19 protein-coding genes are annotated in these 23,037 nt (G+C 63.5%); 11 read left to right on the forward strand and 8 right to left on the reverse strand.

Features of this window, described 5'->3' with window-relative positions; genetic code table 11:
* Positions 1 to 6 precede the first annotated feature (6 nt).
* The 4 genes from rpsD to GGR62_RS05025 all read left to right on the forward strand — a co-directional run bounded on the left by rpsD (position 7) and on the right by GGR62_RS05025 (position 3,071).
* Positions 7 to 633, forward strand: a complete 627-nt coding sequence (rpsD, locus tag GGR62_RS05010; protein WP_184406860.1) for a 30S ribosomal protein S4 — start codon at positions 7 to 9, stop codon at positions 631 to 633.
* A gap of 53 nt (positions 634 to 686) precedes the next feature.
* On the forward strand, positions 687 to 1,685 hold the full coding sequence (gene rpoA / locus GGR62_RS05015; RefSeq protein ID WP_002811635.1) for a DNA-directed RNA polymerase subunit alpha: 999 nt from the start codon (positions 687 to 689) through the stop codon (positions 1,683 to 1,685).
* A gap of 181 nt (positions 1,686 to 1,866) precedes the next feature.
* The gene (gene rplQ, locus GGR62_RS05020; protein WP_003486665.1) at positions 1,867 to 2,250 is read left to right on the forward strand and encodes a 50S ribosomal protein L17; all 384 of its coding nucleotides are present in this window, start codon (positions 1,867 to 1,869) and stop codon (positions 2,248 to 2,250) included.
* Positions 2,251 to 2,552: 302 nt separating this feature from the next.
* Entirely contained in the window at positions 2,553 to 3,071 is a 519-nt protein-coding gene (locus GGR62_RS05025; protein WP_184406861.1) for a disulfide bond formation protein B, read from the forward strand.
* 403 nt (positions 3,072 to 3,474) lie between these two features.
* Here GGR62_RS05025 and GGR62_RS05030 read toward each other — a convergent pair whose 3' ends face one another.
* Entirely contained in the window at positions 3,475 to 5,601 is a 2,127-nt protein-coding gene (locus GGR62_RS05030; protein ID WP_184406862.1) for a TonB-dependent receptor, read from the reverse strand.
* Between the two features lie 241 nt (positions 5,602 to 5,842).
* On the opposite strand from GGR62_RS05030, the gene GGR62_RS05035 reads away from it, so the two are divergent.
* Together GGR62_RS05035 and GGR62_RS05040 are read left to right on the forward strand one after the other, a co-directional pair.
* Entirely contained in the window at positions 5,843 to 7,240 is a 1,398-nt protein-coding gene (locus GGR62_RS05035; protein ID WP_184406863.1) for a 3-deoxy-7-phosphoheptulonate synthase class II, read from the forward strand.
* 85 nt (positions 7,241 to 7,325) lie between these two features.
* Positions 7,326 to 8,453 carry a mechanosensitive ion channel domain-containing protein gene (locus GGR62_RS05040; protein ID WP_184406864.1) on the forward strand — a complete coding sequence of 376 codons (1,128 nt, stop codon included), beginning with the start codon at positions 7,326 to 7,328 and terminating at the stop codon, positions 8,451 to 8,453.
* Here the strand turns inward: GGR62_RS05040 and GGR62_RS05045 are convergent.
* The 3 genes from GGR62_RS05045 to typA form a co-directional block, all read right to left on the reverse strand.
* A complete protein-coding gene (locus tag GGR62_RS05045) occupies positions 8,443 to 10,032 on the reverse strand; it encodes an amidase (protein WP_184407025.1) in 1,590 nt (529 codons plus the stop codon). The genes GGR62_RS05040 and GGR62_RS05045 overlap by 11 nt on opposite strands.
* Positions 10,033 to 10,136: 104 nt before the next feature.
* Positions 10,137 to 10,556: a DUF2127 domain-containing protein gene (locus GGR62_RS05050; protein ID WP_184407026.1), complete on the reverse strand. Its 420-nt coding sequence runs from the start codon at positions 10,554 to 10,556 to the stop codon at positions 10,137 to 10,139.
* A 69-nt stretch (positions 10,557 to 10,625) separates the two neighbouring features.
* Complete coding sequence (gene typA, locus GGR62_RS05055) at positions 10,626 to 12,455, reverse strand: translational GTPase TypA (RefSeq protein ID WP_184406865.1); 1,830 nt, start codon at positions 12,453 to 12,455, stop codon at positions 10,626 to 10,628.
* A gap of 220 nt (positions 12,456 to 12,675) precedes the next feature.
* Here typA and GGR62_RS05060 point away from each other — a divergent pair, with 220 nt between their 5' ends.
* Together GGR62_RS05060 and GGR62_RS05065 are read left to right on the forward strand one after the other, a co-directional pair.
* A complete protein-coding gene (locus GGR62_RS05060) occupies positions 12,676 to 13,170 on the forward strand; it encodes a peptidylprolyl isomerase (RefSeq protein WP_184406866.1) in 495 nt (164 codons plus the stop codon).
* A gap of 116 nt (positions 13,171 to 13,286) precedes the next feature.
* The gene (locus GGR62_RS05065) at positions 13,287 to 14,273 is read left to right on the forward strand and encodes a malate dehydrogenase (protein WP_184406867.1); all 987 of its coding nucleotides are present in this window, start codon (positions 13,287 to 13,289) and stop codon (positions 14,271 to 14,273) included.
* A gap of 171 nt (positions 14,274 to 14,444) precedes the next feature.
* Here the strand turns inward: GGR62_RS05065 and GGR62_RS05070 are convergent, their stop codons facing one another.
* The 4 genes from GGR62_RS05070 to GGR62_RS05085 all read right to left on the reverse strand — a co-directional run bounded on the left by GGR62_RS05070 (position 14,445) and on the right by GGR62_RS05085 (position 20,815).
* A complete protein-coding gene (locus tag GGR62_RS05070; RefSeq protein ID WP_184406868.1) occupies positions 14,445 to 15,059 on the reverse strand; it encodes a glutathione binding-like protein in 615 nt (204 codons plus the stop codon).
* 696 nt (positions 15,060 to 15,755) lie between these two features.
* Positions 15,756 to 16,217, reverse strand: a complete 462-nt coding sequence (locus GGR62_RS05075; protein WP_184406869.1) for a cell wall hydrolase — start codon at positions 16,215 to 16,217, stop codon at positions 15,756 to 15,758.
* A 1,357-nt stretch (positions 16,218 to 17,574) separates the two neighbouring features.
* The gene (locus GGR62_RS05080; protein ID WP_184406870.1) at positions 17,575 to 19,614 is read right to left on the reverse strand and encodes an NADPH-dependent 2,4-dienoyl-CoA reductase; all 2,040 of its coding nucleotides are present in this window, start codon (positions 19,612 to 19,614) and stop codon (positions 17,575 to 17,577) included.
* A 178-nt stretch (positions 19,615 to 19,792) separates the two neighbouring features.
* The gene (locus GGR62_RS05085; RefSeq protein ID WP_184406871.1) at positions 19,793 to 20,815 is read right to left on the reverse strand and encodes a zinc-binding alcohol dehydrogenase family protein; all 1,023 of its coding nucleotides are present in this window, start codon (positions 20,813 to 20,815) and stop codon (positions 19,793 to 19,795) included.
* 254 nt (positions 20,816 to 21,069) lie between these two features.
* Between GGR62_RS05085 and GGR62_RS05090 the strand changes: the two genes are divergently transcribed.
* From GGR62_RS05090 to GGR62_RS05100, 3 genes are all read left to right on the forward strand, one after another.
* Positions 21,070 to 21,234: a hypothetical protein gene (locus tag GGR62_RS05090; protein WP_184406872.1), complete on the forward strand. Its 165-nt coding sequence runs from the start codon at positions 21,070 to 21,072 to the stop codon at positions 21,232 to 21,234.
* Positions 21,231 to 22,328 (forward strand): OmpA family protein, encoded by a 1,098-nt coding sequence (locus GGR62_RS05095; protein WP_104532906.1) that lies wholly within the window; start codon positions 21,231 to 21,233, stop codon positions 22,326 to 22,328. Before GGR62_RS05090 ends, GGR62_RS05095 begins: the two co-directional genes overlap by 4 nt.
* A 190-nt stretch (positions 22,329 to 22,518) precedes the next feature.
* Positions 22,519 to 23,037 (forward strand): hypothetical protein, encoded by a 519-nt coding sequence (locus GGR62_RS05100; protein ID WP_184406873.1) that lies wholly within the window; start codon positions 22,519 to 22,521, stop codon positions 23,035 to 23,037.

Below are 23,037 nucleotides of genomic sequence, written 5' to 3' on the forward strand. Positions count from 1 at the left end.
TAAGAAATGGCTCGTTATATCGGTCCTACCTGTAAGCTCGCCCGCCGCGAAGGCGCCGATCTTTCCCTCAAGAGCCCGGCGCGTGCGCTGGACTCCAAGTGCAAGCTTGAGCAGAAGCCCGGCCAACACGGCGCGGCGCGTAAAGGCAAGCTCTCCGACTATGCTACCCAGCTGCGTGAAAAGCAGAAGGTCAAGCGTATCTATGGTTTGCTGGAGCGTCAGTTCCGCAACTACTACAAGAAGGCCTCGACCAAGAAGGGCAACACCGGCGAGAACCTGCTGCAGTTGTTGGAAACCCGTCTGGACAACGTCTGCTATCGCATGGGCTTTGCGGTCACCCGTCCGGCCGCGCGCCAGCTGGTGTCGCACCGTGGCGTGCTGGTCAACGGCAAGTCGGTGAATCTGGCTTCGTACCAGATCAAGGCTGGCGATGCGATCACGCTGTCGGAAAAAGCACAGAAGCAGCTCCGCGTGCAGGAAGCCCTGACCGTGGCTGAGCAGCACGAGATGACGCCGTCGTGGGTTGAAGTCGATTCGAAGAAGTTCAGCGGCGTGTTCAAGGCCGTGCCGGATCGCGCTGACCTGCCTTCGGATATCAACGAAGCGCTGATCGTCGAGTTGTATTCGAAGTAATTCACATTGGAGAGCCTCCGGCACCGCCGGAGGTTCGCAGGAGACCCCGCAACATGACGGTTACCGCCAACCAGGTTCTGCGCCCCCGTGGTCCGCAGATCGAACGTCTTACCGACAATCGCGCAAAGGTCGTGATCGAGCCCTTGGAGCGCGGTTACGGGCACACGCTGGGCAATGCCCTGCGTCGTGTGCTGTTGTCGTCGATCCCGGGTTTTGCGATCACCGAGGTCGAGATCGACGGCGTGCTGCACGAGTACACCACGGTCGAAGGGCTGCAGGAAGACGTGCTTGACGTCCTGCTCAACCTGAAAGACGTGGCGATTCGTATGCACAGTGGCGACAGCGCAACGCTGTCGTTGTCCAAGCAGGGTCCGGGGACGGTCACTGCGGCCGACATCAGGACCGATCACAACGTTGAGATCATCAACGGCGACCATGTGATCTGCCACCTGACCAAGGACACGGCGCTGAACATGCGCCTGAAGATCGAGCGTGGCTTCGGCTATCAGCCGGCTGCCGCACGTCGTCGTCCGGACGAAGAGACCCGTACCATCGGTCGTCTGATGCTGGATGCGTCGTTCTCGCCGGTGCGTCGCGTTGCCTACGCCGTGGAAGCTGCACGCGTTGAACAGCGTACCGACCTCGACAAGCTCGTCATCGACATCGAAACCAACGGCACGATCGATGCCGAGGAAGCCGTGCGCACCGCCGCCGACATCCTCAGCGATCAGCTGTCGGTGTTCGGCGATTTCACCCACCGCGATCGCGGTGCGGCCAAGCCGGCTGCCAGCGGTGTGGATCCGGTGCTGCTGCGCCCGATCGACGACCTCGAGCTGACCGTGCGTTCGGCCAACTGCCTCAAGGCCGAGAGCATCTACTACATCGGCGATCTGATCCAGAAGACCGAAGTGGAGCTGCTCAAGACCCCGAATCTTGGCAAGAAGTCGCTGACCGAAATCAAGGAAGTGCTGGCACAGCGCGGCCTTGCGCTGGGCATGAAGCTGGAGAACTGGCCGCCGGCCGGTGTCGCCCAGCACGGCATGCTTGGTTAATGTGTCAAGACATGGGCGTCTTCGGGCGCCCATGTTTGTTTTTTCTACATCGACGGGCCAAAGCCCGCGGTGACACCCGGTCAAAGGACGGCCGGCTCGGACCAACCGCAGTCCATTCAACAGCGCCAGGATGGCGACAACGTCTCTCAAGCAGTCTCAATATTCTTAGGAAATCACACTCATGCGTCACCAGAAATCCGGTCGTAAATTCAACCGCACCAGCGCGCACCGCGAAGCCATGTTCCGCAATATGGCCGCGTCGCTGTTCAAGCACGAGCTGATCAAGACCACCTTGCCGAAGGCCAAGGAACTGCGTCGCGTCGCCGAGCCGCTGATCACCATCGGCAAGGTCGATGGCGTGGCAAATCGTCGTCTGGCGTTCGCTCGCCTGCGCGACAAGGAAGCGGTGGGCAAGCTGTTCGTCGAACTGGGCCCGCGTTATGCGACCCGTCCCGGCGGCTACCTGCGCATCCTGAAGGCCGGCTTCCGTGCCGGCGACAATGCGCCGATGGCGTATGTCGAACTGGTCGACCGTCCGGTCGTCGCCGAGGAAGTGGCCGAGTAATCGGATCGCTCTTCGCAAAGATTCTTGAAAAGCCCGGCTTGCGCCGGGCTTTTTCATTGGCGGACGGAGCGAAGCGTGTCGAAGCAATCAGATAGCTACTGTGGCGTTGCAGGTCGGCCACGTGAGACGTTTTGGCCGGCTGTTTCGTTCCGGTTTTTTTGCTGCGGAGCATTGCGAAGACACTGCCGATAGGCGCCGGACCTGGTGTGCTACGTGGCGTGCGACACCGCATCCACCGCATCCGTGGTCATGGCGGCGGCAATGGCTGATAATCGGCCAATGATCCTAGGCAAGCAGTGGCGATGAATCCATTCCGTTGGAGCTTTCGGGCGCAGTTTCTGCTGGGCTTTCTTGCATGCGCGGGTCTGCTCGGCTACGCCATCTATGTGCAGTTGCACCTTGGGCTGGAACCTTGTCCGCTGTGCATTTTCCAGCGGATCGCGTTTGCTGCGTTGGCGCTATTGTTCCTGCTCGGTGCGCTGCATGGGCCACGCGCGGCGGGCACGCGCAAGATCCACGGCGTCCTGAGTTTCATCGCTGCCGGAGTGGGCATGGGCATCGCGGCGCGGCACGTCTGGGTGCAGATCCGTCCCAAGGACATGATGTCTTCGTGCGGGCCGCCGTTGAGCTTTTTGAGCGAGACGATGGGGCCGTTCGAAGTGTTCCGCACCGTACTGACCGGCACCGGCGACTGCGGCACTATCGATTGGCGTTTTCTGGGCTTGAGCATGCCGATGTGGAGCATGGTGTGGTTCGTGGCGCTGGCGCTTTGGGCGCTATATGCCGGCTTCAAGGCACGGCGGAGTTCGGTCCATCACTGATCGGTGATGCGTTGTGCGGATGCAGAAGATACTTGCGTGCCGTGAGCGTTGGTGTCGATCGGTGGGGATTCGCGTTACAGGGTGAGTTGGCCAAGGTTGTCGCCCTGACCTCGATCGTTCGAGGGATCGACAGCCTCGCGTCGTTCATGCATTCGTCGTTGAATGCACGAAGAACGCCGCCGTTGAGGGACTGTACGCCTAGGATTGCATCAATGCGTGCAGAGCGCATCGAGCGATGGGCGTAAGCGCCAACGAGCCAGCCTGGCAAACGAGCTTTTCCGCTGGCGGGCTGAGCGGTTGACGGTAAGGCAATCGCCACGCCAATCGATCCAGCCGGCGCGCCGGGTCCTGCAGTCTGACGGACCTGCTTCTGTCAGGTCCGTGCGCTGTTCCTGCTCGGCGGTCAGAAGTCCTGCTGCAGACTCAGATAGACCCCGCGGCGTGGTGCCCATTGCGGCGCGAACACGCCGATGCCACCGCCATCGCGTAGCTGGTAGCTGCGATCTAGCACGTTGAGCACCGCCAGCTGTGCGTGCAGCGGATGCGCACTGACGTCGAAGTCGTGGCCGGCACTGAGGTTCAACTGGAAGTACGACGGCAACGCTGCGCCATTGGGTACGGTGTCGGTATCGGTGCGTAGGCCGCTGCCGTACAGGTAGTTGGCGCCGATCCTGCTGCTGTCGTCGATGGCGTAATTGATGCCGCCGGAGGACGTCAGCTTCTGGTCGTGATCCAGATGGATCCAGTTGTTGTAAGCGTAGGCCAGTGCATCCGGGTCGAAGTTGTACAGGCTGGTCATGACCCGCTTGCCCATCGCCTTGCTGTAGGCAACGTTGAAATACGCCGTCACCGGGCCGTTGCTGTAGTCGGCGCTGAACTCGGCGCCACGGATGCGGCCGTAGCGGTAGTTGAAGGTGGAATAGACGTAGGCTGCGCCAAACTGGCCCTCGTCCTGCAGCCGGTCTGCCTTGCGGTAGTAAGTATCCAGGCCCAGGGTCAGATGCTCGCCGACCGCTTGCGAGATGCCCAGATCGTAGTAATCGCTGCGTTCGCTCAGTGGCGTGGTCGAGCCGCCATCGGTGGATTGCTGATTGGTGGTGCCGTCGTAGAGCGCGATATCGCTGGTGGAGATCAACTCGCTGGCCGGCGGGGTGAAGTAGCGTGCGTAGCCGGCATGCACGGTGGTGCTGTCACTGGCGCGCCAGACCACGCCCAGGCGAGGGCTGAGCTGGCCTTCGGTGTTGCCGAAGGCCTTGTATTTGTCGCCACGGACGCCGTAATTGACGGTCCAGTCGTCGCCGATTTTCCATTCGTCCTGCAGGTACAGCGCGTAAGTGCTGGCATGAAAGCGACTGCCATCGGGAATGAACAGCGGCGTGTTGCTGGTCTGGTTGCCGTCTTCGTCGGCGGGGAAGGCATAGGAATCGTTGCTGGCGCTGGCGTGTTCGAAGTTGCCGTACAGGCCATAGCGCAAGGTGTGCGCGCCGCCGCCCCAGGGGGTGGAGAAGTCGGCTTGCACCGTATTGGAGCGGTTGCTGCGATCTACCTGCGAGGCCACTCCGTTGAAGATCAGGTCGCCGGCAACGTCGGGCGAGAACGCCACGCTGCTGTACCGCTGGCCGGCAGAGAGCTGGTAGCTGGTGTCGCCGAGCATGCCTTGCAGGGCCAAGGTGCCGAAGCGGGTGTTCTCGCGCTGGTTTTCGTCAAGGGCAGATGAGTCGAAGTCGGTGGTGCCCAGATAGTCGAAGGCGGGTGTCTGGCCGGGATTGTTGGGGATCTGGAAGCGGTTGTTGGCGTAACCGACCAACAGGCTGAGACGGGTGTTTTCGTCGATCAGATAGCTCAGGTCGGCAAAGCCCTTGCCTTGGTGGGTGGTGTCGTGGTCCGGCGAGCGGCTGTCGACCGGGTTCTCCAGGCCGTGCTTGTTCTGTTCGTAGTCGCCGGTGACGAACCAGCTCCAGCGCCCGTTGCTGCCCCACAGCGAGGCATTCGGGTTGACCGTGCCGAAGGAGCCGCCGGTGATCCCCACGCTTCCGCCATTGCCCAACTCGGCGCCATTCTTGGTGGTGATGTCGACCACGGCGGCGGTACGGTCGCCGAACTGAGCCGGTAGTGCGCCGTCGAGCAGTTTGATGTTCTTGATGATGCGCGGCTCCAGACTCTGGCCGAAGCCGGAGATGGATTCGGGAATCATCACGCCATTGATGCGGTATTGCAGATTGGCGTGGTCGCCGCGCACGTGGATGCTGCCATACGAATCCTGCACCACGCCGGGCGCCTGCAGCAGCACCTGATTGAGCGGTGTGGAGGCGCCGAGCGGCAGGCGATCGATGTCCTCGGCGGTGATGACGTATTGGCTGCTGCCGATATCCGGCGACAGCGCATTGCGCGCGGCTTCGAGCTTGGCGATGACGTTGACGGTGTCCAGATCGGTGGTGCGTTCAGGCGCGACGTCGGCGGCAAGTGCGGCGCCGGTCGGGGTGGCCAGCAGAACGGAGACGATGGCGGCGGAGAGGAGGCGAGGAGTCATGGCAGTGGCGAGGCGGCGTGGGGAGGTGTGTTACTTCATAACACTCCGCTTCCGCGCGCACGCTGGCGTAGGCCGAAAGTCATGCCGGGCCGTGAGGCTTTGCTTGCCGTTCAGTCGCGTCCGCCTTGCCACGCCTGCCTGGGCGGTACATCGCGGCGCAGCGCTGCCGGAATCGGATGCGCCGATGCTTTGCGTGGCGGTCAGGCTCTGCCACCATCGCAGGCTGTCCAGGAGCTTTGCCATGAATCTTTCCGCCCCCTCTCCCGTTTCCGACTCCGCTGCCGCATCGTGGGCGCCGGACAGCTGGCGTGGCAAACCCGCGCTGCAACTGCCGGTTTACCCGGACCAGACTGCATTGCAGGCGGCCATGGACGAGTTGGGGCAGTTGCCGCCGCTGGTGACCTCGTGGGAAATCTTCGCGCTCAAACGCCAGCTGGCCGAAGCGCAGGAGGGCAAGCGCTTCCTGCTGCAAGGTGGCGACTGCGCAGAAAATTTCAGTGATTGCGAATCGGGCACGATCTCCAATCGCCTGAAGGTGCTGCTGCAAATGAGCCTGGTGCTGGTGCACGGCTTGCGCCTGCCGGTGGTGCGCGTGGGCCGTTTTGCCGGCCAGTACGCCAAGCCGCGCTCGGCCGATACCGAAACCCGCGATGGAGTGACCTTGCCGAGCTACCGCGGCGATGTGATCAACGCGCCGGCCTTCACCGAAACGGCACGCATACCGGATCCGCGCCGCATGATCACTGCGCATTCGCGTTCGGCGATGACGATGAACTTCGTGCGCGCCTTGATCGATGGCGGCTTCGCCGACCTGCATCACCCCGAATACTGGAATCTGGACTGGGTGGGCTATTCGCCGCTGGCGGCGGACTACCAGAAAATGGTGTCCTCGATCGGCGATGCGGTACGTTTCATGGAAACCCTGTCCGGGTCGGAGGTGTACAACCTCAATCGCATCGATTTCTACACCTCGCACGAAGCGCTGTTGCTGCCCTACGAAGAAGGCCTGACCCGTCAGGTGCCGCGCCAGTGGGGCTGGTTCAACCTGAGCACGCATTACCCGTGGATCGGTATGCGCACCGCCGCGCTGGATGGTGCGCATGTGGAATATCTGCGTGGCGTACGCAATCCGATTGCGATCAAGGTGGGGCCGTCGGTGCAGCCGGATCAGCTGCTGCGCCTGATCGACGTGCTCAATCCGGAAGACGAACCCGGCCGATTGAGCTTCATCCATCGGATGGGGGCGGCGCAGATCGCCGAGAAGTTGCCGCCGTTGCTGGATGCGGTCAAGCGCGACGGGCGGCGGGTGTTGTGGGTGTGCGATGCGATGCACGGCAATACCGAAAGCACCGGAAATGGCTATAAAACACGGCGTTTCGACAACATCCGCAGCGAGGTCGAGTTGTCGTTCGATCTGCATGCGGCGGCCGGCACGCGGCTGGGCGGCGTGCATCTGGAACTCACCGGCGAAGACGTCACCGAATGCACCGGTGGTGCGCGCGAATTGACCGAGCGCGATCTGGAACGTGCCTATCGCTCCAGTGTGGATCCACGCCTGAATTACGAGCAGTCGCTGGAGATTGCGATGGCGATCGTGCGCAAGCAGCAACAGGTGGCTGCGCAGCCGTTGGGTGCATGATGCGTCTGTGCGCATGACGTGATGCTCATGCCGCGTGCGGCATGATGTTGCAGCCATCCCTCTTTCCCCCCACAGGAGGAACGGTTTGACTGCCGATTGGAACGTCATCCGCGAATACGCAATCCCGCTTGGCGCCGCGCTACTGGCGGGTGTTGCCACCTGGTCGTTGATGCTGTGGCTGTTTCGCCGCATGCAGGGCCGCGATTACCGCCGCGCGCGCATCATTCGCGTGGTCACCTTGCCAGCGGCATTCATCCTTCCGTTGCTGTTCCTGTCTGCAGCCACCGAGGCAACGCCGCTGGCCGACAAGGCGCTGTCGGCGGTGCAACATCTGCTGCATGTCGGCATTGTCGGGTGCGTGACCTGGTTACTGGTGCGTGCAGTGGCTGCCGGCGAGGCGGCGATCCTGCGCAGCAACCCGATCGAAGTGTCCGACAACCTCACCGCACGGCGCATCCAGACCCAGACGCGCGTGTTGAGCCGGGTGGTGATGGGGACGATGATCCTGCTCGGCATCTCGGTGGTGTTGCTGACGTTTCCGCAGGTGCGCCAGATCGGCAAGACCTTGCTGGCATCGGCCGGCATCATCGGCCTGGTGGCCGGTATTGCGGCCAAGCCAGTGTTCGGCAACCTGATCGCCGGTCTGCAGATTGCCTTGACCCAACCGATCCGGCTGGACGATGTGGTGATCGTCGAAGGCGAGTGGGGGCGCATCGAAGAGATCGGCAGCTCCTATGTCGTGGTGCGCATCTGGGACGAGCGGCGCATGGTGGTGCCGTTGACCTGGTTCATCGAAAATCCCTTTCAGAACTGGACACGCAGCAGCGCCGATCTGCTCGGCACCGCGTTTCTATGGCTGGATTACCGCACTCCGATCGCCGCGGTACGCGCCGAGCTGGAACGCATCTGCCAGAGCGAGCCGCTGTGGGACGGGCGTGTCTGCGTGACCCAGATTACCGACACCAGCGACAACACCATCCAGGTGCGCCTGTTGGTGAGCGCGCGCAATTCCGGCGACGCATTCGATCTGCGCTGCCTGGTGCGCGAGCGCATGATCGACTTCCTGACCCGCGAGCATGCCTACGCATTGCCGCGCATCCGCGCCGAAATCGCTGCGCAGGAAAAACCGCTGGCGCGCGCGGCCGAGCCGATCGCCCAGGAGAGCGTGCGTTCGCCGGGTGCCGAAGACGGCGAGCCTGCGGCTACGGTTTAGACGCGGGCGTCGCGGCCGGCACGCTTGCTGCGTAGCTGGGTGCGAAACGCGCACGGCTACGTTGCTCGTACGCGTAGGCAAGCTCGATCAGGCGCGGCTCGCTCCAGGCCGTACCGATGAACAACAGGCCGAGCGGCAGGCCCTGGGTCTGCCCCATCGGCACGCTGAGGCTGGGATAGCCGGCCACGGCTGGCGCACCGTAGCCGGCACCCGGGAAGGTGTCGCCCTTGACCAGGTCGGTGACCCAGGCCGCGCCGGTGGTGGGCACGATCAACGCGTCCAGGCGATGGGCCTGCAATGCGGCGTCGATGCCGTCCGGGCCTGCCAGTCGTTTGGCCAGGGCGCGCGCGTGCAGATAGCCCGCATCGTCGAGACCGCGTGCAGCTTGCGCCTGCTCGAACAACTCCTGCGCGAAGTAGGGCATCTCGCGCTGGGCATGCGCGCGGTTGAAGGCGATCAGCTGGTCCAGGCTCGACACCGGTGCGGTGCGGCTGCGCAGATACGCGTTCAAGCCGGCCTTGAATTCGACCAATAAGACCGTTTGCTCGGCCGCGTCCCATTGGCCATCGGTTGCCAGGCTGGTTTCGATCACCGTGGCGCCTGCCGCGCGCAGGGTCTGTACGGAGCGATCCAATGTGGCGGCGATCGCGGGATCCTCGCGCAGTGGATTGCGCAGCAGGCCCAGGCGTGCACCGCGCAGGCCATCGGGTTTGAGGTGGGCAAGATAGTTCGGTGTGGACGTGGGCGCATTGCGCGTGGCCGGATCCTGCGGATCGGGTGCGGCAATCGCCTGCAGCAGTGCGGCGGCATCGGCGACGCTGCGCGTCATCGGGCCGGCGGTGTCCTGGCTGGCAGAGATCGGAACGATGCCGTCGCGGCTGACCAGGCCCACGGTCGGTTTGAGCCCGACCAAGCCGTTCACCGAGGCCGGGCAGGTGATGCTGCCATCGGTTTCGGTGCCGATGCCCACCGTGGCCAGACTGGCGGCAATCGCCGCGCCGGTGCCGGCGCTGGAGCCGCAGGGGTTGCGATCCAGCGCGTACGGATTGCGGGTCAGGCCGCCGCGCGCGCTCCAGCCGGAGCTGGATTGGGTGGAGCGAAAGTTGGCCCATTCGCTCAAGTTGGTCTTGCCCAGGATCACCGCGCCGGCGTTGCGCAGGCGCTGCACCAGAAATGCGTCGCGCGCGGGGCGAAACTCGGCCAGGGCCAGCGAGCCTGCGCTGTTGACCATCGGCAGCGCATCGATGTTGTCCTTGAGGAGCACCGGGATGCCGTGCAACGGCCCGCGCACATGGCCGCGACGGCGTTCGGCGTCCAGCGCACGGGCATCGGCTTCGGCCTGCGGATTGAGTTCGATCACCGCGTTGAGCGTGGGGCCGGCCCGATCGATGGTCGCGATGCGTTGCAGGTAGGCGCGCGTCAGTTCCAGGCTGCTGCCCTGGCCGGCGCTCATGCGTGCCTGCAGGCTGGCGACGTCGGCTTCGATCAGATCGGGTTGGCGGGCCGTCGGTGCCGACGTAGGCGCGGGGCCATCGGCATGCGCACAGCCGCACAGCGCAAACAGCAGCGCGAAGGACAAGGTGGTGCATCGCATTGGCGGTCATCCCCGGAGGCGTGTTCGCAGGCTAATGGCGCTGCGTCGGGGTGACAACGTCTTTGAGCTGCCCGCAACGGGCAAGTGCGTCAGCGACGTCGGCGCTTGATCAGATCGCGTGCCAGCACGCCGACAACGATCAGATTGATCGCCAGGACGCCCCAGGCGGTCCAGCCGGGATGACGGACGATGGCGTAGATATCGAACGGCAGGTAGATGGCCGCCGACAGGCAGCCCAGCAGCGAGGCCCATGCCTTGGCACGCCACAGACCCCAGGCTTCCACCACATGCAGCAGGCCGTAGGCCAGCATGGCGGCGGCGGCCAGATGCACCGCATCGGGGCTGATGGTCTTGAGCAACGACGGCAGTGCGCCGTGGTCGGGATCCAGACTGAAACGGCGGATCAGCGTACTGACCGCGTGTTGCAGCGGGAGCGGGCCCAGAAGTTCCAGGCCCGTCGCCGCCAACAGCGCAAGCACCCCCTTGACCGCCTCTAGCAAGGCGATCACATGCAGCCCCGGATGCGCGCGCGGATCCGGGCTGTAGGGCTTATCGCTCACGCGTGTCGGCCTGACAACTCAGCCGGAACGGCCAGCGCGCTTACGGTCGCTTTCGGTCAGGAACTTCTTGCGCAGGCGGATTTCCTTCGGGGTGACTTCGACCAGCTCGTCGTCCTCGATGAAGTCCAGGGCCTGTTCCAGCGTGTACTTGATCGCCGGGGTCAGCTTGATCGCATCGTCCTTGCCCGAAGCGCGCATGTTGGTCAGCGGCTTGGTCTTGATCGCGTTGACGGTCAGATCGTTGTCCTTGGAGTGGATACCGATCAGCTGGCCTTCGTACACGTTGTCGCCTTCAGCGGCGAACAGACGGCCACGCTCTTCCAACGGTCCCAGCGCGTAGGCCGGCGTCGCGCCCGGTGCGTTGGCAATCATCACGCCGTTCTGGCGCTTGGCGATCGCGCCCTGTTCCTTCGGGCCGTAATGGTCGAACACGTGGAACAGCAGGCCCGACCCCTGGGTCAGGGTGCGGAATTCGTTCTGGAAGCCGATCAGGCCACGCGCCGGGATCATGTAATCCAGACGCACGCGGCCCTTGCCGTCCGGCTCCATGTTCTTCAGCTGGCCCTTGCGGGTGCCCAGCTTTTCCATCACGCCGCCCTGGTGCTGTTCTTCGATGTCCACCACCAGCTGTTCGATCGGCTCCATCTGCTTGCCGTCGATTTCCTTGATGATGACTTCGGGGCGCGACACGGCCAGCTCATAGCCTTCGCGACGCATGTTTTCGATCAGCACCGACAGATGCAGTTCGCCACGGCCGGAGACCAGGAACTTGTCGGCGTCGGAACCTTCCTCGACCTTCAGCGCCACGTTGTGCACCTTCTCGCGGTCCAGACGGTCGCGCAGCTGGCGGCTGGTCAGGAACTTGCCACCAGACAGGTCCTTGTTGCCGGCGAACGGCGAGTTGTTGACCTGGAAGGTCATCGAGATGGTCGGCTCGTCCACGGTCAGCGGCGGCAGGCCTTCCGGCGCGTCGAGCGCGCACACGGTGTCGGAAATGGTCAGCTCGGCCACGCCGGAGATGGCGACGATGTCGCCGGCCTCGGCGGTGTCCTGCTCGATGCGCTCCAGGCCCAGGAAGCCGAGCACCTGCAGTACCTTGCCCTGGCGCTTCTTGCCTTCGCGGTCGATCACGCTGACCGGCATGTTCTTCTTCAACACGCCGCGCTGGATGCGGCCGATGCCGATCACGCCGACGAAGTTGTTGTAATCGAGCTGGCTGATGCGCATCTGGAACGGGCCGTCCGGATCCACGTCCGGTGCCGAAACGTGCTGCATGATCGCTTCGTACAGCGGGGTCATGTCGCCGTCGCGCACGTCCGAATCCAGGCTGGCGTAGCCGTTCAACGCGGAGGTGTAGACGATCGGGAAGTCCAGCTGCTCGTCGGTTGCGCCGAGCTTGTCGAACAGGTCGAACACCTGGTCGATCACCCAATCCGGGCGTGCGCCGGGACGGTCGATCTTGTTGACCACCACGATTGGCTTGAAGCCCATCGCGAACGCCTTCTGGGTCACGAAGCGGGTCTGCGGCATCGGGCCGTCCATCGCGTCGACCAGGATCAGCACCGAGTCCACCATCGACAGCACGCGCTCGACTTCGCCACCGAAGTCGGCGTGTCCCGGGGTGTCGACGATGTTGATGCGGTTGCCGTTCCAGGTGATGGCCGTGTTCTTGGCCAGGATCGTGATGCCACGTTCCTTTTCCTGATCGTTGCTGTCCATCACGCGCTCAGCCAACACGGTGCGTTCGGACAGGGTGCCGGACTGCTTCAGCAGGCAGTCGACGAGGGTGGTCTTGCCGTGGTCGACGTGCGCGACGATGGCGATATTGCGGAGTTTTTCAATGGACATGCGGAAAGGGCCCCTGTCTGGCGCCAGTCTTGAGATGAGGTAAGCCCAACATTATAGCGGTTTCATTGCCGTGCCGTTGCGTCCGGCGTCGATGTGCTCCGGGATGCCTATTCAGCTTTCCCTGCCACCCCCCGACGATGGTCTCAAGCTGCACGGACGCCTGCGCGCCCGGGTGTATCCTAATGGGCTGTCGTACACCCTGAAACCTGCAAGGATTTCCATGTCCCTGATTGCCCATTTAGACACCTCCCGTGGCCCGATCGTGGTCGAGCTGTTCGCCGACAAGGCGCCGCTGACCGTTGCCAACTTCGTCAACCTGGTCCAGCGCGGCTTCTATGACGGCCTGAGCTTCCACCGCGTCATTGCCGACTTCATGATTCAGGGCGGTTGCCCGGAAGGTTCCGGTCGCGGTGGCCCGGGCTACCGTTTCGAAGACGAAGCCAACAACGGCATCGGGCACGACCGGGGCGTGCTGTCCATGGCCAATGCCGGCCCGAACACCAACGGCAGCCAGTTCTTCATCACCCATGTCGCCACCAACTGGCTGGACGGCAAGCACACCGTGTTCGGCAAGGTCACCCAGGGTCTGGACGTGGTCGATGCCGTCGCCCAGGGCGATGTGATCAACAAGGTGACCATCGAAGGCGATACCGACGCCGTGCTGGCCGCCAAGGCCGACCGCGTTGCGGAGTGGAACAAGATCCTCGCCGCCTGATGTCTTCTCCGAACGGCCGCCATGTGCGGCCGTTTGTTTGTCGCTGCGCGCCGCCAGGCCTTGCGCCCCGCCAGCGTGCATCTTCACCCATGTTTTTTTAGCAGAGGAAACTCCCCATGAAAGCACCCGTTCGTGTTGCTGTGACCGGCGCTGCCGGCCAGATCGGCTATGCCCTGCTGTTCCGCATCGCCTCCGGCGAAATGCTGGGCAAGGATCAGCCGGTGATCCTGCAATTGCTGGAACTGTCCAACGAAAAGGCCCAGGCCGCGCTCAAGGGCGTGATCATGGAGCTGGAAGACTGCGCATTCCCGCTGCTGGCCGGCGTGGTCGGCACCGACGACGCCGAAGTGGCGTTCAAGGACATCGACGTCGCCCTGCTGGTCGGTGCGCGTCCGCGCGGCCCGGGCATGGAGCGCAAGGACCTGCTGTTGGAGAACGCCAAGATCTTCACCGCGCAGGGCGCTGCCCTGAACAAGGTCGCCAAGCGTGACGTCAAGGTGCTGGTGGTCGGCAACCCGGCCAACACCAACGCCTATATCGCGATGAAGTCGGCCCCGGATCTGAACCCGAAGAACTTCACCGCCATGCTGCGTCTGGACCACAACCGTGCGCTGAGCCAGCTGTCGCAAAAGCTCGGCAAGCCGGTCGGTGGCATCGAGAAGCTGGTGGTGTGGGGCAACCACAGCCCGACCATGTACCCGGACTACCGTTTCGCCACCTCCGATGGCGCATCCATCGGCGATGCGATCAACGACCAGGAATGGAACGCGTCCACCTTCATCCCGACCGTGGGCAAGCGCGGCGCGGCGATCATCGAAGCGCGCGGCCTGTCCTCGGCGGCGTCGGCCGCCAATGCCGCCATCGATCACGTGCGTGATTGGGTGCTGGGCAGCAATGGCAAGTGGGTGACGATGGGTGTGCCGTCCGACGGCTCCTACGGCATTCCGGAAGGCGTGATCTTCGGCTTCCCGGTGACCACCGAGAACGGCCAGTACACCCTGGTCAAGGATCTGCCGATCGACGACTTCAGCCAGAAGTACATCGACAAGACCCTGGCCGAACTGGAAGAAGAGCGCAGCGGCGTGTCGCACCTGCTGGGCTGAGTCTGTGCAGTAGATGAAATGAAAACGCCGGGCATTGCCCGGCGTTTTCATTGGTGCCTCACGTGTTCGGTGCAGTGCAGATGGTGCCTGCGCAGGCTGGCGGCCGCGCGATGCCATACCGGTGCGTTGCGATGCAATGCAGCCTCTCCTGCATCGCGTGTGGCGATCGGCTCAGGCCAGGCCTTCGGCCTGCAATGCGGCTTGCACGTCGACATCGGCCAGCATGCGCTGCACGAATGCCTCCAGTGCATCCAGGCCACTCAGATCCACGCCAACCTTCTTCGCCCACAGCAAGGTCACGAACAGATACGCGTCGGCGCCGGTATGGGCGTCGCTGGCCAGCCAGGTGCGTCCCTGCAGATGCGTATCGGCGCGTGCATACAAGGTGCGCAGCTTGGCGCGTGCATCTTCGTGACTGCGTGCAATCAGCGCCTCGTCCTGCAGATACGCGGTGCTGCCGAAGATCGGCTTGAAGGTCGGATGCACGTCGGCATTGGCGAAGGCGATCCAGCGATTGATTTCTGCACGGCTACGCGCGGTGCCGTCGCCGGACAAGCCGGTGAGCGGGGCGATGTCGGCGATGTAGTTCAGGATGGCGGCGTTCTGGGTCAGCGCCCAGTCGTCGACCACCAGTAACGGAACCGCGCCGGCTGGATTGAGGCGCAAATAGTCGGGCGATTTCATCGTTGCCGCATCGACCACGGTCAGCTCGAACGGCAGGCCGGACCAACGCAACACGATGTGATCTGCCAGCGAACACGCGCCGGGCTTGGTGTAGAGCTTCATGGACAGTCCACGCAGGGATGAAGCTGCAAGCTTAGAGCAGCTAACAAAACCTGGCGAGCGAGCGCCTGTCAGTGAGTGCAGTGGTTTGTCGGCCGTATCTTGGTGGATGCAGTCAGAAGTCCAGATCAAACACTGAGTGGGTCGAATGCGCGGTGCCCTCACCGCTCGCGGGACACGCCGTGAATCCATCCCTGGAGGCTCGGTGGCGGCATCCATGCCGCCACACGGTCCCGCCAGCGGCGAGGACACCGCACCAGAGACTCCGCTGGTTGCTTTGTTTAAACCCATGCATGCCGACCATCTCGACTGGCCCTTGCCCGCCCAGCGTCGCGGGACCTTACGAGGCATGGATGCCGCGTAAGCGCTTACAAGGACGTACTTGCAGCGTGTCCCGCGACGCTGGGCGGGCAAGGGCCCTGCAGCCAGGCCGCAGATAGCCGGCCTGCAGTAGGCTGACGCGAAGTCGTTTTGTTAGCCGCTCTTAGCTCGGCGGGCGCAGCCACGTGCAAGCGCGCCGCAACAAGATGCCTGGAGGCAGCCACCTCGCATTGCCTGCGCGATCCCACGCAGCGCGTGGGTGCAGGATCTCCGCATCCACGACGCATCATGCGTTCATCGTCGAAGGCGGGCGCTGGTTGCAGTGGCGATGCGGCAGAAGCGCAGGGACGTTGCGCGCCTGGCGCGCACGTCGCTCGCTTACGATGCGGTGCGGGGACGCAGCTTCTGCACGCGATAGAACGTGTGGTCGCCGATGGTGGCCACTTGGTAGGCATTGCGCCAACTCGGACTTGCGATTGCGCTTGCGGCAAAGTGACTCGCGCCGGGCACGATTTCCTTGCGTTGACCCACCGGCAGCGCCCAGTTGCGCTCTGCGGCCAGTGCCACATCCAACGCTTTGTTCCAGGCCTGATCGTTCTTCAATTGGGTCCCCGGCGACACGATGGTCGGGGCAAACTGCTTGCGTGCGGTAACGACCTGACACATCGAGTCGCCCCACAAACCACTGTCGAGTCGACGCAATGCAACTTCCGCAACCGCCTGTTGGCCACGCAAGGTCTGGTCGCGTGCTTCCAGGTACACGGTGGTACTCAAGCACAGCGAATCTGCAGCCGGCTGCGGCAATAATTGCGACAGCCAAAGTATCCAAGCCAATTTCATAAAACTCCTTGCTCCGTATGGGCCGATCCGCAGAGCATCCAACGTGGATGTACCAGTGCAGAGGGCTTGGCGTCATGGGGAGGCGACCTGTCACGGGTCGCCCGGGCTCCGGCGAAAGAAAGCTCTAACCGGGGGCGCCCACCGGATGAGGTGGGTCAAAAAGTTGGCGCAAGGTAGGCGGCCATCACATAATCCCGGCTGAATAGGTGCGGTTTCGCCTGGGATTGCTAGTGGTGTCTGGTATTTCGTCGGGTGACGACGATGTAAATATCGTCTCGAATGCGTCGCATGCCCTTGGCGATTGCAGTAACGCACTCCAGTGTCGTGAAATCGCGGGCAATGCCTAGCGTAGGCGTGATGTCCGCGTCGATGTCAGGTGTAGTGCTAGCGCATGCAACGCCAATTCGTATTACACGCCGTCGTCACTGGTCGCTATGCGTTGAAAGCAGCGGCAGCGCAGATGTTCGGCGGTGTCTTTCCTGCACTGCTCACCATCTCGTGTGATACGCACGGCGCCCCAGGCTAGTTATTGTGCGGTCTACACCACGGCGTATCGCGCTCTAGCAGTGATGTGCGACGGTTGCTCGGCGTGCATTGATGTGGCATCCGGTTGAATGCAAGGCATTGGTGTCGCCATTCGAGCTGCATAACGGCGCTGGTTGGCCATTGCGCCTCAGTGGATCGAATATTCGCTGCAGCGTGGATCGTGGTGACTGTTGGCGCCATCCAAGATGCGACGTTGTAGGTGCCGTCACTCATCCGCGTCGTAAATTTCAACGTGGTCGTTGGAATGTCCGCAATGTTCGACGGTTGCCATCGAGCATTCGCTGCGAAGTGCGTCAGCACGTTTTTCAGCTGTTTGAGTTTGTACGTGTGTGGATCAAAGGTGCGGATGGAGTGCACGTCTTGGGTCTATGCGATGGAAGCTTTCGCGCTCAATGAAGTTGCAGCGTTCTCCTGAGAGCATTGATGCGTGTCCGCGCAATCAGGGTTGAGCTTGTGCGTAATCTCTACGTATCTGGCCATGTCGGCAATGCGGTCATGCGCATTACAAGCCTCGATCGACTATCTGCGTCCTGCTTAATCAAATTTGCTGCAGCGCGCAGGTAAAAACGCAGGGCATGCTGTTGTGGAGCGCAACCTGTGGCATGACCCAGATGCGACTCTGCATGGTGTGGTCAGACCCATTAGCGGGCATTGCTCGCTCCAGACCAGCGCGTGTCCAGCAAGGCATCGAGATGCCGCGCTGCTGTGTCGGCCTGCTTGTCACCGTACCGTTGCCGGCGCCTCGCGCGTACGCACATGCGCGCTTGGTGAGCGCTGGCGGGTGCCGCCATCAGGGCGTCGCAGCGGCGCGTTACAACCTCGCCGCCAACCGACACGCCTGATCGATCGCGCGCTTGGCATCCAGTTCGGCGGCGACGTCCGCACCACCGATCAGATGCGGCTGCTGGCCAGTGGCCTGAAGCGCGGCAAGCAGCTCGCGGCGTGGTTCCTGCCCGGCGCAGATCACCACCGTGCCGACATCGAGCAACTGTTCGGTGCCCTCCACGCGGATGCGCAGGCCAGCATCGTCCACGCCCAGATATTCCACGCCGCCGAGCATCTTGACGCCCTTGGCCTTGAGCGTGGCGCGATGGATCCAGCCAGTGGTCTTGCCTAGACGCGCGCCGGGTTTCCCGGGGCTGCGCTGCAGCAGCCAGACCTGGCGGGCTGGGTGCTCGGGCTGCGGTTTGGTCAGCGCGCCGCGGGTTTCGAAGCTGGGGTCCACGCCCCATTCGGCCATCCAGCGCGCAGGGTCCAGCGATGGCGACTCGCCGGTGTGCACCAGAAATTCGCCGACATCGAAGCCGATCCCGCCAGCGCCGATGATCGCCACCTTGTCTGCGGCCACATGGCGGCCCAGTACCACGTCGAGGTAGCTGACGACCATTGGGTGATCGGCGCCCGGGAAGTTGACCTTGCGTGGCTCGATACCGGTGGCCAGCACGATCTCGTCGAAATCGTTCAGATCCTCCGCCTGCACGCGTGTGTGCAAGCGCAACTGCACGCCGGTGGCCTCGATACGGTGACCGTAATAGCGCAAGGTCTCGTTGAATTCTTCCTTGCCCGGGATGCGCTTGGCGACATTGAATTGCCCGCCGATCGCATCGCTTGCATCGAACAAGGTGACCCGGTGGCCGCGCTCGGCCGCCACCGTCGCGCAGGCCAGGCCGGCGGGGCCGGCACCGACCACCGCAATGCGCTTGGGATTGGTGGTCGGTGCATAGATCAGTTCGGTTTCGTGCGCTGCGCGTGGATTGACCAGGCAACTGGCCAGCTTGTTGTCGAACACGTGATCCAGGCAGGCCTGGTTGCAGGCGATGCACGTATTGATGGCCTGCGACTGGCCGGCGCGGGCCTTGTTGGTCCACTGCGGGTCGGCCAGCAACGGGCGCGCCAGCGACACCATGTCGGCCGCACCATCGGCCAGGATGCGCTCGGCCACGTCCGGCATGTTGATGCGGTTGGTCGCCACCACCGGGATGCGCAGGTGCGGCTTGAGTTTGGCGGTGACGCCGGCAAACGCCGCGCGCGGCACCGAGGTGGCGATGGTCGGGATGCGCGCCTCGTGCCAGCCGATGCCGGAATTGATGATGGTCGCCCCGGCCGCTTCGATCGCCTGCGCCTGCGCCAGGATCTCCTGCCACTGGTTGCCGCCTTCGACCAGGTCCACCAGCGACAGCCGGTAGATGATGATGAAGTCCGGTCCGCAGGCTTCACGGATCCGCTGCACGATCTCCACCGCAAAGCGCATGCGCTTGGCTGCATCGCCGCCCCAGGCATCGTTGCGCCGGTTGGTGCGTGCGGCGGTGAATTCGTTGATCAGATAGCCTTCCGACCCCATCACTTCCACGCCGTCGTAGCCGGCCTCGCGCGCCAGCCGTGCGGCGCGTGCATAGGAGGCGATCTGCCGATCGACGCCACGTGTGGACAACGCACGCGGGGTGAACGGGTTGATCGGTGCCTTGATCCTGGAAGGCGCCACCGACAGCGGGTGATAGGCATAGCGCCCGGCATGCAGCAATTGCATGCAGATCTTGGCGCCGTGCGCATGCACCGCCTGCGTGACCTGGCGATGCGGGCGCACTTCCCACGGCCACGACAACTTGCCGCCGAAGGGCTTGAGCCAGCCCACCACGTTCGGGGAAAAACCACCGGTGACGATCAGGCCGACACCGCCGGCCGCGCGCTCGGCGAAATACGCGGCCAGTTTGGGGAAGTCGCGCGCCCGGTCTTCCAGACCGGTATGCATCGACCCCATCAGGACGCGATTGCGCAATTGCGTGAAACCGAGATCCAGTGGGGCGAACAGGTGCGGGTAGGGCGGGACGGGCGTGCCGGTGGCGGGCGACATAGCATGGATACGCTGGCGTACGGAGTGCGCACGATGCAGGCAAACGCGCTCGTCGGCAAGTCTTGACACATGCTGCCGGTGTCGGCGGCACCGGCAGGCGAGGTCGGGCACTGTTTCGCAGGCCTGGTAAGTCCTATCCCACGCCACTGCGTTGAAGGAGCCAGCCAGCGCGGTTTGCTTACCAGCCAGCCAGGACCAGTTTGCCGATCGTGCCGCCGCTTTCCAGTCGCCGATGCGCCTCGCGCAGTTGCTGCGCATTGATCGGCGACAGCGTCTCGGTGTGTGTGGTGCGCAGTTCGCCGGCATCGATCAGGCTGGCGGCGCGGTTGAGGATGCGGTGCTGTTCGATCATGTCGTCGGTCGCATAGCGAGACCGCGTGAACATCAGCTCCCAATGGATGCCGATGCACTTGGACTTGTACGGGTCGCCAATCGGCAGCGGGCCACGCGGTTCCACGATCAGGCCCACGTGCCCTTGCGGTGCCAGGATCTCGCCCAGCTGCTGCCAATAGCGATCGGTGTCGGCCAGGTTGAGCGCCGCATCCACCGTCTGCATGCCCAGCGCCTGCAGCTGCGGGTGCAGCGGCTGGTGATGGTCGATGACATGCTGTGCGCCCATCTGCCGCACCCACTCGACGGTTTCCGGCCGCGAGGCAGTCGCGATCACGGTGAAACCGGCATGCCGCGCCAGCTGGATCGCAATCGACCCCACCCCGCCGGCACCGCCGATGATCAACAGGTGCCTGCCGCGATTGCGGTCGCCGTCGAACGCAAACGGCATGCGCTGGAACAACAGCTCCCATGCCGTCAGCGTGGTCAAGGGCAGGGCTGCGGCCTGGGCGAAGCTCAGCGAGGTCGGCTTGCAGCCGGCGATGCGCGCGTCCACCAACTGATACTGCGCGTTGCTGCCCGGTCGTCCGATGTCGCCGGCGTAATAGACCTCGTCGCCGACCACGAACGCGGTGACGTCCGGGCCGATGGCTTCGACCACGCCGGCCGCGTCGTAGCCCAGGATCTTGGGCGCGTCCAGCGTCTGCGGCTTGGGCGCGCGGACCTTCGTGTCCACTGGATTCACCGAAATCGCTTCGACGCGTACCAATAAGTCATACCCAGATGGCGCTGCCGGCGCCGGGAGCTCCATGTCGCACAGGGCGTCCGGATCGTCGATGGGAAGGTGGCGGGTGATGGCGACGGCTTTCATCTGAGCGCTCCGGGTGGGGGAGTTCAGGGTGCGTTGTGGCGCCGTCACCCGCAACCACTGGCAGTGCAATTCAGCTCGGACAGGCTCCTGCGTTCACCAATGTGGTCGCCACGCAACACAACCGCCGCCCGTTGCCGACGATCCGGAACCGTATTCACCTGGGTCAATTGGGCTGCCGTTCATCCGTGCTGATACCGCGATGCAAACGATGAGCGCTTTCCTTCATAAAACTGTATACGTAGGATTGTGTGGGCTTGGCGGATCTGGTGATTGCTTTCACATGTTATATGACCGTTAACGCGATCTTCACTGAAGCGGGCTTAATCTGCGCCCCGATGGCTCTGGATGTGATGAGCATCTTTACCAAGAACACCGCCTCTATCGGTTTTTATCTCCCAAAGAAGGAGCTGTATAAATGAACAAGAAAATTCTCACTGCCGCGTTGCTCGGCGGTCTGGCAGTTGCCCAGGCTGCTTCCGCGCAGGAGTTCGATGACCGTTGGTACCTGACCGGTAGCGCTGGCTTCAACTTCCAGGACAGCGATCGTCTGACCAATGATGCTCCGTTCGTCACCCTGGGTCTGGGCAAGTTCGTCAGCCCGAACTGGTCGATCGACGGCGAGCTGAACTATCAGAACCCGAACTTCGATGCCAACCAGGACCAGAACTGGAGCCAGTACGGCATCTCGTTCGACCTGCGTCGCCACTTCATCCAGGAAGGCCGCGGCTGGAACCCCTACCTGCTGTTCGGTCTGGGCTATCAGCGTTCGGAAGAAGAGTTCGACGCCACCCCGAACCCGGTTTCGCCGGGCCAGCAGAAAGACGGCAACTTTGCCGCCAAGGCTGGTGTCGGTCTGCAGACCACCTTCGACAAGCGCGTCGCCGTGCGTGCCGAGTTGGCCTACCGCGCTGACTTCAACGACCAGAGCGTTGCTGCTCCGCAGGAAGACTGGTTCGGCGACGTGCTGGCTTCGGTCGGCGTCGTGATCCCGTTGGGACCGGCTCCGTCGACCGCTCCGCCGCCGGCTCCGGCTCCGGTTGCCCCGAGCTGCGCAGACCTGGATGACGACGGTGACGGCGTCAACAACTGCGACGACAAGTGCCCGGCTTCGCAGCCTGGCCAGACTATCGGCCCGGACGGCTGCCCGGTTCCTGTCTCGATCGACCTGAAGGGCGTGAACTTCGACTTCAACAAGTCGACCCTGCGTCCGGACGCTGTGTCGATCCTGAGCGAAGCGACCGAGATCCTGAAGCGTTACCCCGACCTGAAGGTCGAGGTTGCCGGTCACACCGACTCGAAGGGTACCGACGCGTACAACCAGAAGCTGTCCGAGCGTCGTGCGACCACCGTGTACGACTACCTGACCAAGAACGGCGTTGACGCGTCGCGTCTGGTCGGCCCGATCGGCTACGGCGAGAGCCGTCCGATTGCTCCGAACGCCAACCCGGATGGTTCCGACAATCCGGAAGGCCGTGCGAAGAACCGTCGTACCGAGCTGAACGTCCAGAACTAATTGGGCCGCTAGCTTGCTTCATACAAAACCCGGCCTTGTGCCGGGTTTTGTCTTTGTAGGGCCAGGACAAGCGGGCTGATCTACCGCCAATGCTGTCTGTGTTGCCATCCGGGCACGGTTCCGGTTGAAACAGCGTTCATCGCTGCCTACACTCGCCGCGTCAACACCATCCTCATACTGGAAGAACCCGATGCTGCGTACCGCCACGGCAGGATTGCTCTGTCTCGTCTTGATTCCCGCCGCCTACGCCGCTCCGAACTGCGCCGGCAGCACGGTGTCCCAGCCGCTGCCGTTGCCCGCCACCGCCATCGCACCGGCGGCTGCCGAGTTCTATACCCGCAGCGTGCAATTGGGCATGCCCACCGGCGTGCTCGCCCAGCCTTACACCAGCGAGCAATCGGTGGACCGCGTGCTGCTGCGTCTGCGCGTTGAAGGTTGCCAGGACCTGGCCAAGGTCATTCCGCCCGGCGGCACTGTCAATCCGAACGATCCGGCCGCCTACAAGGCCACCACCGCGTTCGACAACACGCCGTGGCGCTTTGACATGAGCCAGAACGGCAAGCGCATGACCGCCGAAGAATTCGATGCCTGGATGAAGGCGCGCGGCGTGCGTGTGGTCAAGGCACGTCCGGTGCCTGCCGCTGCCGCACCGGCGCCGGCTGCAACCGCAACGCCGCCGGCCGACGCCAAGTCGGTCGAAAAAAAGTAA

Source organism: Xanthomonas sp. 3075 (genome assembly GCF_014197275.1).
Classification (GTDB): domain Bacteria; phylum Pseudomonadota; class Gammaproteobacteria; order Xanthomonadales; family Xanthomonadaceae; genus Xanthomonas; species Xanthomonas campestris_B.